Here is an 11,618-nt window from a genome sequence, read left to right as displayed (position 1 = left end):
ATGTGCTGTTTCCAAAAGAAAACGATAAGCCAGCAACGGTTTACCGACCGGTATCGGGCAGTCCACTCTTAGCTAAAACGCTAGCGGATGCGATACAATGATCGCGATTCCGCCCAATCCCAGTGAAGCGAATCGATAAATCGCCTCCACCCCGTGAGTCTTCGAAAATGACGGCAGAGCGAGTCCTATTTGCGTTGCGTGCCGTGTCGTGCGTTGAAAAAGCAAAGTCGCTCCCTATCTTTGTCCAGGCGGTGCCAGGCGGCTATGGCGAAGGCGATCGGTTCCTGGGCTGCATGGTGCCTGACCAACGCGCGGTCGCTCGTCAATTTCGAAACCTAACGCTTGACGAATTGCAAAAGCTACTTGCTTCCCCCTGGCATGAGTGCCGCATGACGGGACTGTTCATTTTAGTCGATCTTTACGAACGAGCGGCCAAGACAAAGAACCCCAACCGCGAAGCAGATTGTCGCCGCTTGGTTGAGTTCTATCTGGCGAACCTGGCGGCCGTGAACAACTGGGACCTCGTCGACTCTACCGCACCTAAAATCCTTGGTGCGTGGTTGGTGGATCATCCTGGCGAACGGGACATCCTCGACCAACTTGCTGCCAGCGAAGTGCTATGGGAGCGACGTGTCGCTGTACTGTCAACGTTTGCCCTGATTCGCAATCACGAGTTCTCCGAGATCATCAATCTCGCCGAAACGCTACTTCATGACGAACATGACCTGATGCACAAAGCGATCGGCTGGATGCTCCGTGAAACCGGCAAACGCGATCAGCCCCGACTGGAGAGTTTTCTGAGAAAACACGCCAAGACCATGCCCCGCACAATGCTGCGTTACTCCATTGAAAAGCTGTCTAAAGAAGACCGCCAAAAGTGGATGAGCCGATGAGAAGTCAACTGGTCTAGCAACCGAGGGTCCGGCATTCGCAACAGCAGTTCCATCGTGAGAACGACGAACTCCCCGACCGGAACATTACAAGGAAAGAGTCGACGGTACACGTGAACAATCGTGAAACGCTAATTCATCGTTTACAAGTAGATACACCGCGTCTAGCGTTCAAGAATTCACAGCCACATCGGCTACCCATGCCATTCGGACATGGCGAAGTGGCCGAAGCAAGCTTACAACGCATCCGCGACTTTTTCTTATACAAATCGCTCGGCCGCTACGGCTACTATCACCACTGCCTGAGATTTGAAGCCATCACTAAGCTTTTGTAAAAAGGTGAAGCCTGCAGCATCAAGGCGAAACTTCGCAAGAAAGCCAATTGTTTCTATCGCGACTGCGAAAATTGAGACACTCAAAACCTGCTACACACGAATCCAGCACCGAAACAAGTTGCAATCCATAGCCGCCGCATTTAGCGAACAACGTAGCCGGTCCCAGAGACCAGACGGTTTCGATGAGACAAACATAGAGCGCAGGGAGCGTCGAGACGCACCCTACAGAAGAAGATGAATAAGTGCGGCTGAAATGCCGACTTGACCGCCGTCGTCACGGATCGATCACTGGTTGCTGAGTATTCGTTGATAGAGGTCTAGGTAGGTGTCGGCCATTCGATCGACGGTGAACCTTTCTGCAACAGCGTGGCGGACCTTGTTGCGATCAATTTCGTCGATTCGTTCGACTGCCTGACTTGCTTCTTCGAGACTGTCGACCAGAAAACCGGTGACACCGTGCTCGATCAGCTCAGGCATCGAACCGCGTCGCGAGGCGATGACGGGCGTCCCACAGGCCATGGCTTCGATGACCGATAATCCGAAAGGCTCATCGAAGTTGATCAGGTGCAACAGCGCGCGTGCGTTGCCCAACGCATCGAGTCGCTGCTTCCCGCCGACGGCGCCATGATAAGTCAATTGAACGGAATCGTTGGCCGGGACGACTTCAGCTTGATAGTAGTCGTCATCCTGCACGATGCCGTACATGTTCAGATGACGTCCACTGCCACGAGCGACTGTGATAGCTTCGGCGGCGCCCTTGTCAGGATGAATTCGGCCGAAGAACAATAAGTCATCACCAATATTCGGATTGAACGGGAAATCATTGATCGGAATGCCATGATGGATGGTCGCTGCGTACGGCAAACCGGGGTGTCGATCGGCATCGCTGATAGCAACAAAGTGGACAACGTCCTGAAACTCCTGATACATCGGCAAAATGCGGTCGGATGAGAACCCGTGAATCGTTGTGACAATGGGCGTGTCAATCAATCTGGCAAACGCGTGAGCGGGAAAGTCGGCCTGGTTATGAATCAAATCGAACTGACTGGCTTGCTCAAACAGATGAGCCAGATGCCGGAATTCCCAGACCTTTGCGTCTACGGATTGATCTTCGCCATAAGGTGTAGGAACCACACCGTCGAGAGTACCGGATGTCAGGCTATCGAGAGTCGCGAAAAGCGTCACGTCCACGCCGCGTTGGACGAGTGCTTCGGTCAACATGCTGGTGACCAGTTCCCAAGGACCATAGGTTCGAGGAGGCGTGCGCCAGGCGATCGGGGCCAGCATTGCAATTCGCATCTCAGTGTTGCCTTCTTAGTTGCAGGATGAGGCCTTCGTTTGGCATGAGCGTGCCACTGAAAGGACTCGCTACTCCGGACAAACGAAGCGTTTCCGTCGAACAAAGTGTTTCAGTGATGACTAAGTCGTCAGACAGAACCAGCGCTCGTGTTTGGTCGCCAAGATTCAGTGCGATCAGCAAACGTTCATCGTCATGATGTCGCACAAAGGCGAGCACGTCGTCGTCTGAATCAAGCAGCTCAGAATCTCCGATAGCCAAAGCGGCATGACGTCGTCGCAACGCGAGCAGTTTCCGATAGAGCGACAGCATGGAACTGGGATCCTTATCCTGCGCCACCACGTTGCGTTCCGGCCAATCTTCATTCAACGGTAACCACGGTTCGCCGGTAGTGAACCCAGCACTGGCTGAGTCGTTCCACGGGAACGGTGTTCGGGAGCGATCACGTCCGATCCCCAAATCCGGTTGGCGAAGGTCCTGTGGGTCTCGAACTTGATCCGCGGAAATGGCTACCTCACCGATACCGATCTCGTCACCTTGGTAAATCGTTGGCGTGCCACGAAGGGTCAACAGAAGCATAGCGGCGACTCGGGCTTGCGCATCGCCAATCCTTGCGGCGATGCGTGGCGCGTCATGACTACCGATCACCCAATTGGGCCAACCAAATTCAGGCAATGACGCTTCGTAATCGGCAATGATCCGCCGGAGCGAGCGAGCCTTCCAGTCACTTCCGATGAGATGAAAGTTAACAGGCAGATGCACTTGAGGACTTTCCAAAGTGCCGAACCAACGAGCGAGGCGATCGTCGGGCAAACTGATCTCACCGATTAAAATTCGGTCACCGTAATCGTCGGCTAGCTTGCGGAACTCGGCTGCTATTTCGTGAGCTTCGGCTTGATCGGTGGAATGAACCTGAACCAGTCGATCTCGTTGAGTTTTGTCCGGCGTCCAGTCCGGATTAACCGGATTGTCGCGAAAAGTGGCATCTTTGATGATGTGCCAAAGCACGTCGATCCGAAAACCGTCGACGCCGCGGTCGAGCCAGAACCGAAGCACATCCATCATTGCCCCACGCAATTCCGGGTGTCGCCAATTAAGGTCGGGCTGTTCCGCGAGGAATGCATGAAGGTAGTACTGTTCCGTGGCTGCATCCCATTGCCAGGACGAACCACCGAAGTCGCTGATCCAGTTGTTCGGTGGGCCTCCGCCAGGCGAAGAATCTCGCCAAATGTACCAATCGCGTTTCGGATTATCCCGCGATGCACGGCTTTCGACGAACCATGGGTGTTGGTCCGATGAATGGTTGGGAACGAAATCGAGCAGTAGCTTCATTCCTTTCGTGTGAACCGATTCCAAAAGTCGATCGAAGGCGTCGAGATCACCGAACAGCGGAGCGATGCCGCAGTAGTCGGCGACGTCATAACCAAAGTCGGCCATGGGGGACGGGTAGATCGGCGAAAGCCAAATTACATCGATCCCAAGGCCGACGAGATAGTCCAACCGAGACTCAATTCCCGCAAGATCGCCGACGCCGTCTCCATCACTATCTTGAAATGACCGTGGATAGATTTGGTAGATCACACCCGATTCCCACCAAGGATGATCGCCCCTAGTTTGCGACGGTGTCTTCATCGAGGTTCGTTTGGTAAACGGGATGGTATTGGGGATCGGTGCGGGTCCTTCAGCGACGCAGAACCGCACGGTTCGCGCGGTTCCTCTGAAAAAGTGGTTTCCCTATGACATGGCGGAGAGTAGCTCGTGAACCTTGATGGTGGCGAACGTGGTGGCGTAGTCAGACATGGCGTAAGGAATGATGAGGTGCTTTTGATGCACGATCGCACCGCAGGTATAGACGACGTTAGGCACATAACCTTCCCGTTCAACTTCGTTGGGCGTGATCAGAGGCTCATCCAGTCGTGCGAGAATCTTTGAGGGGTCTTTCAAGTCCAAGAGCATGGCACCGATACAGTATTTTCGCATCGGACCCACACCGTGGGTGAGCACCAGCCAACCGGCATCGGTTTCGATCGGTGAACCGCAATTACCCATTTGCACATATTCCCATGGCTTGGTGGGTTTGATGATCAGTTCACTGGTATGCCAAAAGTACAGCATGTCGGAATACATCAAGAACAAATGCTCGCCGTCTTGCCGCCCGAGCATCGCATAATGGCCGTTGATCTTACGGGGGAACAACGCCATTCCTTTGTTGGAAACGGCCGGACCATTCAAGGTGTGCATCTTGAACCGCAAGAAGTCTTCGGTTTCCAATAGCTGTGGCAACACCATTCGACCGTCATAGGCACTGTACGTTGCGTAATAACGACTGCTGCCATCATCGTCTTTGAAATGAACGAAGCGAGCGTCTTCAATCCCGTTAGTTTCCGTGGGACTGAACGGAAAGATCAGACGCTCGGAAAGGTCATGATCGGACGTGTACTGAATCTCATAGTTGGATTTCGCCAACATCACCACTTGCTCGAACATAGGTGCGAGTTCGTCATGATGGGAACGGTGCTCTCGAAGTGAAGCATTGAGTTGGGTCTCGAGTTGTTCGAGAGTGAACTCATCGGGTAACTCGCCTAAGGCTGAATAGGTGAAAGCGTTGCCAAGCCCCAGTTCGATCAGTTTGCGCCGGAACAACCCATTGTCGTAAGACGAATCGGGTACATACCGTGGCGTTGTGACAAAACGCACGGGTTCATCGATCGCAATCTTCAAGTCGCTGTTGATCGTGCCGCTGCGAAATACGATGGAAGAAACGTGACCTTCGCCAACGGCCCGCAGGCTCATCGCGAATCGCCGCGATCTTGACGGCAAACCCGATTGGTCCGGGTGCCAAACCATCGAGGGATTGAACAGTGCGGCCGATTCCAAAGCGTATTCTTGTGTGAAGTACGCCCCTAACAGTAACCGACGATTTTCGCTGAGAGGATCATCGGTAAGCAAGTGATGTCGGAGTTCGCGAAATCGACGCTCAAAGAATTCTTTCGGCTTCTGGTGACGACCATGGAATTCCTCGAACACGTTGGCAAGCAAGTGGTTGATTTCGTCTTCCGACAGCGTGCATACACGTGCGATCACGCGAAGCACACGATCGTCACCAGGCGGCTGAAACGGCCGCAAGACCACACGTTGCTTGTTCGGAGAAAGAACGATACCGGTTCGTTTGATGTGCATAGATTTTTGGTTTTGGTAGTGGAGACGACGACGAGTCCGTTAACTAGGTGCACGCAAAGAACTCGTTGCCTCATCCATGACGGTGCCTTCTAAAAAGAGAACTGACCGAGCCTTACGATGCTGACGCGACCCGCATCGTGGCACTGAGTCCACGCATCTCGACAAGAGAAAGTAAGAAAGCGAGCGTCGATTCAGCGCCCTGATTCTCGTTGACTCGGTTTTCCATCAAGCCGTCGTAGCAGCCGCCTGTGGACGCGTCATAGATTGGTTGACCGAGATCGTTGCGACCTAGGAACCAATCGAACGCGAGGTGGGCTTGTTCATTCCAAAACGGATCTTTGGTAGCTGCATAGGCCTCGATCGAAGACGAGACCATCGCGTGGGTTTCGATCGCCTGTTGATCATAGACGGCCGATACACTCCCCTCGCGACTGAACCCGTTCGAACCAATCGGACGGAAACGACCTTCGGGCGAAAGCTGCTTTTCACATAGCCATCGCAAGGATTTCAAACCGATTTCCTTCGCTCGTTGATCGTCGGACCAACGACCATGGGCGATCAGCGATTGGGACAGTTTCGCATTGTTGTAGGTTGCAATGTTTTCAAACCACGGCCAGTCATTGGTAGCGATCTCGTCGTACATGTCCATCAGCCGATCAGCGAGTCGCTGGCTCATCGTCGTGGCAGCACGATCACCGCTATACCGCCGCAGATATTCTTGAATCCCCATGATTCCCAGTGCCCAAGTTCGGGGCGATGTGGTTTGATCACACGCTGGCATTGCCATCAGGAACAATTCACGAGCCCAAGCAGCCATCCCTCCGCGACGAGACCGGCCAATGCATGTTCCCAAAGCCCATAACGCGCGGCCTTGCGAATCGTCCGAACCGTTGTCTTCAAGCCATCGACGATCAAAACTCATGAAGTTACGGAACCGACCTGTTTCCCGGTCGAACGCATGGTTCAGGAAGGCGGCATAACGCGAGGCAAGTGAATGCACGAGCGGCGAATCCTTCCCCAACTCCTCAAGCAATACGGTCAGGATCAATGCTCTCGCGTTGTCGTCGGTGCAATATCCATGGGCGTGCTCAGGGATCGTATAAATCGCGTGCTGGATGATGCCTGTCGAGTCGCTGAGATGCTCGAGATGATCGAGCTGCATCTGGGGTAAAGCGAGCGGTTGCTCATCGAGCGTGCGAACGGCCAAAGGCTTCCGCTGACTACTACGCTCTTCCAAGGCCTGCCGAAAAGACTCTAAATACGACTGCGAAACATGGTCCCAGGTCATGCTGCGACCGAGCCGATGAGCCTGTTCCCGCATTGCCAACCGACGGTCATCATCGCCAAGCAACCCGATCACCTCGCGAGCGATCGCCGACGGATCAGCGAACGGAACTAGCACGCCGCGACCATCGGCTAGCAATTCTTCGGCGTGCCAATAGGGAGTCGAGATCACCGCCTGGCCGCACCCGAACGCGTACGCCAGCGTGCCAGACACGGCTTGTTGCACGTTCAAGTAGGGCGTGATGTACAGATCCGCCGCACCAATGAATTCGGTCAGCTCATCCAACTCGACAAACCGGTTGTAAAAACTGACATGCTTGGTGATGCCCAGTTCTTTGGCCATGCGTTCCAAACTGATCCGGTACCGTTCCCCCTGTTCACGAATCAGACTGGGGTGGGTTGCACCGAGGACGAGGTAGATGAAATCGGGAAACTGAGCGACGATTTCCGGAATCGCTTGAAGGACATGCTCGACTCCCTTTCCAGGCGAGAGCAAACCAAAGGTGAGCGCCACCGCCTTGTCCTCTACATTGAATTGCTCTTTCAATATTCTTTGGTCAGTATCGGGCACGGTAGGAATGCCGTGGGCGATCAAGTCGACTTGGTCGCTATCGACTGAATACGTATGGATAAGCGTTTGCCGACAACGTTCGGTCATGACAACCAAACGTGTTGAAAGCCGAATCAGTTGCGTCATGACGGCACGCTGCGTTTGATTTGGTTCTGACAAAACCGTGTGCAGCGTGGTCACCACGGGCATCCGCAAGTCATGCAACAGAGCCAGAACGTGGCTTCCGCACGGACCGCCGTAGATTCCAAACTCGTGCTGCAAACAGACGATGTCAACGTTGCTAAAATTCAGGAAGTCAGCCGCGGCTCGGTAGTCTTCGAGCTCCTGCTCAACGACTTGAAACTCGACCTCGCTATCATAATCGTAGCCACCGGCAATGTCGTCCATCGGGACTACGATACACTTCGCACCAGAAGCTTTGGCAATCGCCGTTCGCAGATCGTGGGTGAAGGTGGCAATTCCGCACTTGCGAGGTAGATAGTCACCAACGAATGCGATATTTAGTAGTTCGGGCTTGGTCATGATGGTGTTACCTTGTTGACGGAACGGCGCAAGCGGTCCGGAGTCATGAAACCAGAGGGCTCGCTTCCTTCCGCTACAGTGGATTGGGTTGGGACGAGCGAATCGAAGACCGCCTGCTTTGAAAATCGAGCCATGGCGACATTGGTATCGGCAGCTCCATAGAAAACGTGCCATTGGTCCGCGACGTCCAACATGGCGGTCGGAAAAACGACGTTGGGTACGAAACCAAGGGTTTCATAGTCGGTGGTGGGCACCATAATCGGCTTGCCTGACCGAGCGATCACACGACTAGGGTCCTCGCGATCGAGCAATAGTGCACCGGCGGCATAACACCCCACTGTGCCAATGACGTTGGATGATGCACTGCCGTGGTAGAGCGTCAGCCAACCTTCGTCGGTCAAGATTGGCGGCGTTCCGCTGCCCACACGATCACTTTCCCAGGACTCTTGACCACTGAGAATCGGTTCATGGCGGCCCCAATGAGTCAAATCGGGCGAACGGGCCAGCCATATTTGTGGCCGGCTGAAGTGGGAACTGGGATTGGGTCGGTGCAGAGCCAGGAAGTCGCCAGCGATGCGATCGGGAAACAACACAACGTCTTTGTTCTCGCAAGCAAAGATGATCCCATGGCGATGAAACTTGACCATATCAGTCGAGGATAGGAGTGCGGTCGCAGCACCCGATCGAGAGACCGCAACATACGTGATCCAGTAGGTGTCATCAATCTTGGTAATCCGAGGATCTTCAATGCCGTACTCTTCCCAATCACCGCTGGGTAATAGCGTGTCAACGAATTCCCAATCTGCGTCACCCGATGCAGATTGACGAAAAACTTGAAAGTGGGACACCGAGGTCAATCGGAGATCGCCACTTGCTTTCAACGCAACAACGCGAGCATCAGACTTTCGTAGGTCTTCGTCTCGCACCCAATCAACCGACAAGTTTCGCTGATCAGTCCACCGTGGAAGTGCCGTCCATCCTGGACGCTTCTCACTAGGGCGTTCGGCAACTCTCGCGAGCATGATCAAACCTCCATTGACTTCAGCTACCGCTGGATTGAAAACACCAACGACTTCCCATCCGCTTTGCGAAGGTTGGATATCGCAAGGTTGCAACAAGAGCGAGTCAGAGAGACGGGGGATCATGGGATACGACGTACTTAGAATGTAATGTCTCCAACCAATCATGTTTGTTGGCGGCTTCAGTGACGTTCGCCACCGGCAATTCATGTTCAGAATCAAGATCGTTTCCGCACCGCTACGCGAGTGCACTACCGTACGACTGCATGTCGGTTCAAGAAACTAAGCTCAAACTAAGAGACCGAGTTCTCAGGAATTGCACCGGAGACCACTTCAACGCGGTACTCCCCAGACAACTCATCGAAGAGCAATTGATGCGAGATCGCGACGTTGTCTGCCCCTGACTGAAACGCGTCCAGCACCGACGTGAACGTCGCCGCATGAACGACAGGCTGTTGAGGACCGGCCGCATCCAGTGCAATCAATTTCAATGGCCCAGATCGCAAAGCGATCTGATTTTGCAGATACCCCTTCACCATTGGGTAGGGCATCAATGCGACAGAGCTGGCCTTTAAGAAAAGGTCGTACTCAGGCTTATCAGAGAAGCCGAAGATGACCGTGGCCGGAACGTCGGACTTTGTTACCGACACCATCGGACTAGTTGGAAGAGAACCATCCTTCAGGACGTAACGCGGTGTCTTAGCAAAACAATCCGCCATGCTCGCCTCCTTGGGCAAGAGCAAGACCTGCTGCCGATTGTCTGCCAAGGAGAATCCTTAACGAGAACAAAAGGCGGATTGCGAATAGCGAGCTTTCAACCGCAACAACGGTCAAAACTGGCAACGGCAAGTGAGTGCTCGTTTCGCGCAGGCCAACATCTCAAGCTACCACGATTCAAACTCAACGCAATCGCAAAGTGATCGTCCGGCAGCGAATACCCGCTCGTGGTGACAGATTCTAACACTCTTGGCGTATCGCAACCGAAAAACAATTCGCGGTAGCAGTCTGTCGCCACTGTACCGCGTACTTTGCTTTCGAGGGCGATGACGAAATCAAGTCTGGTCAGCCAGCTTGCCTAGATGACTCCCAACGGTCAAACGGTGTTTGAAATGCTAGCAAGGGAATCTATTGCAATTCCTACCACTACAGGCATGCCCGGCACGCGAAATGCACCTACTTCATGACTGTAAACACGCAATCACTTCCAATTCAGGTTCAATCATGACTCACGATCAAATTCAAACCGTTCATGGCGTTTCGTCCCCCGTTGTTCGCGGCTTCACCCTGAAAGCCTCCAGCCCCAATGACGAACCTCCAAAATCATCGCATAAAATCAGCACGCAACTGTATCGTGATGAAACCGCTCGACGCCTCGAAGAGAACAACGAGAAGGCCGAGGTACAGCGCGTCGCTAGCTAACGGTCGCGGACTGGACTAAGCCCGGTTCTGTATGCACTCAAACGAGAGGTAGAGCGTGAGCCCTACCGTGCCGCGTGAGTTGCAGAACTCTCAGCACTACAAATGGTCCATTAAACCGTGCGGAACCGAACGGCTCATGCGTTCCGCGTACAAGACTCGCACCGCACGACGTAGTAATGATTGACTCGCGGTGTGGCAGCGTGGCAGCTAATCGAGCTTACGCCGAACTACTTGTTCGGTAGTCTCGCTCCTGCAGGCATCGAAGGCACGGTGATCGGTTGATTCGAATCAGACTTAGCGTCTGAGTTGGATCGCATCGCCACATTGACGCCGCTCGTGGTGGACGATTGGTTCACCAAGTTCCAAGTGGACGAACTAAGGATGTGGCCAGGTTCCGTCGGCATCGAACGAGCCGGAATGGCCGAACGCTGAATGGTAGTTGTGGTCAGACCACTCGCGGGCGAGGCACTTCCCGAGGCGGCAGCTTGCCACTGTCGGTATTGAGGCGAGAATCGCTGGGCCAACGCGGAATCGCGATCAGTTTTTGCGCCAGGCAATAGCGTGGTTGTCGATGATCCCTGCAAGGTCTTTCCGGATGCGGCTTTGAATGAAGCAACTAATGCAACCCGTTGTTGACGACCACCGACAGCATCCCAAGGAATCCAAACGCTATACGAAGCACCGAGGTCGGTGCTGCTGAAGTGAGTCGTGAATTGTTCCGGAGTGAATTCATACCGTTTCACTTCCGGCTTTTCTGACTTGGAATCTTCGTCGAAAGCGTGCACAACCAGCGTCCCTTCGACTGGGACGGGACGCGATTTTTCGTCATAGAAAAACACTCGACCACCAAAACCCCGAGTGGGAACTCGTCCCGCTTGAGTGAGTGTTTCCGGCGACCACACAGCGACCAACTTGACCGGATTAGGATAAGGCTCAGGTTGCTCATCTTTGTCGGTCTTGGACCATGGCATATGGTCACGTAATCGTTTCGACATGCTGGACGAATCGCTGTCCTTCTGGAAAGTCGTGCATCCAACCAGCGTGACGGTGGTCGCTATCATGGCGACGATGGCAGAGTATTTCATAATGCTTACTGGAGTG

At 53.8% G+C, this 11,618-nt stretch carries 9 protein-coding genes; 2 read left to right on the top strand and 7 right to left on the bottom strand.

Going from position 1 to position 11,618, the window contains the following annotated elements:
- The first annotated feature begins 167 nt into the window (after positions 1-167).
- Positions 168-893, top strand: a complete 726-nt coding sequence (locus ACR3ZL_RS05020; RefSeq protein WP_473648984.1) for a DNA alkylation repair protein — start codon at positions 168-170, stop codon at positions 891-893.
- Positions 894-1,510: 617 nt separating this feature from the next.
- Here the strand turns inward: ACR3ZL_RS05020 and ACR3ZL_RS05015 are convergent.
- From ACR3ZL_RS05015 to ACR3ZL_RS04990, 6 genes are all read right to left on the bottom strand, one after another.
- On the bottom strand, positions 1,511-2,524 hold the full coding sequence (locus tag ACR3ZL_RS05015) for a glycosyltransferase family 4 protein (protein WP_473648985.1): 1,014 nt from the start codon (positions 2,522-2,524) through the stop codon (positions 1,511-1,513).
- A 1-nt stretch (position 2,525) separates the two neighbouring features.
- Positions 2,526-4,154 carry an alpha-amylase family glycosyl hydrolase gene (locus tag ACR3ZL_RS05010; protein ID WP_473648986.1) on the bottom strand — a complete coding sequence of 543 codons (1,629 nt, stop codon included), beginning with the start codon at positions 4,152-4,154 and terminating at the stop codon, positions 2,526-2,528.
- Between the two features lie 102 nt (positions 4,155-4,256).
- On the bottom strand, positions 4,257-5,702 hold the full coding sequence (locus tag ACR3ZL_RS05005; protein ID WP_473648987.1) for a glycoside hydrolase family 130 protein: 1,446 nt from the start codon (positions 5,700-5,702) through the stop codon (positions 4,257-4,259).
- Between the two features lie 112 nt (positions 5,703-5,814).
- Positions 5,815-8,079 carry a glycosyltransferase family 4 protein gene (locus ACR3ZL_RS05000; protein WP_473648988.1) on the bottom strand — a complete coding sequence of 755 codons (2,265 nt, stop codon included), beginning with the start codon at positions 8,077-8,079 and terminating at the stop codon, positions 5,815-5,817.
- A complete protein-coding gene (locus ACR3ZL_RS04995; RefSeq protein ID WP_473648989.1) occupies positions 8,076-9,224 on the bottom strand; it encodes a glycoside hydrolase family 130 protein in 1,149 nt (382 codons plus the stop codon). The genes ACR3ZL_RS05000 and ACR3ZL_RS04995 overlap by 4 nt, the downstream gene beginning before the upstream one ends.
- A gap of 167 nt (positions 9,225-9,391) precedes the next feature.
- The gene (locus ACR3ZL_RS04990; protein ID WP_473648990.1) at positions 9,392-9,865 is read right to left on the bottom strand and encodes a hypothetical protein; all 474 of its coding nucleotides are present in this window, start codon (positions 9,863-9,865) and stop codon (positions 9,392-9,394) included.
- A gap of 454 nt (positions 9,866-10,319) precedes the next feature.
- Between ACR3ZL_RS04990 and ACR3ZL_RS04985 the strand changes: the two genes are divergently transcribed.
- The gene (locus tag ACR3ZL_RS04985) at positions 10,320-10,517 is read left to right on the top strand and encodes a hypothetical protein (protein WP_473648991.1); all 198 of its coding nucleotides are present in this window, start codon (positions 10,320-10,322) and stop codon (positions 10,515-10,517) included.
- A 227-nt stretch (positions 10,518-10,744) separates the two neighbouring features.
- Here ACR3ZL_RS04985 and ACR3ZL_RS04980 read toward each other — a convergent pair whose 3' ends face one another.
- On the bottom strand, positions 10,745-11,602 hold the full coding sequence (locus ACR3ZL_RS04980; RefSeq protein WP_486173244.1) for a hypothetical protein: 858 nt from the start codon (positions 11,600-11,602) through the stop codon (positions 10,745-10,747).
- Between the last annotated feature and the right edge of the window lie 16 nt (positions 11,603-11,618).

This window comes from Rhodopirellula sp. J20-39, from assembly GCF_057365095.1.
This window is presented reverse-complemented; position numbering and strand designations above follow the sequence as displayed.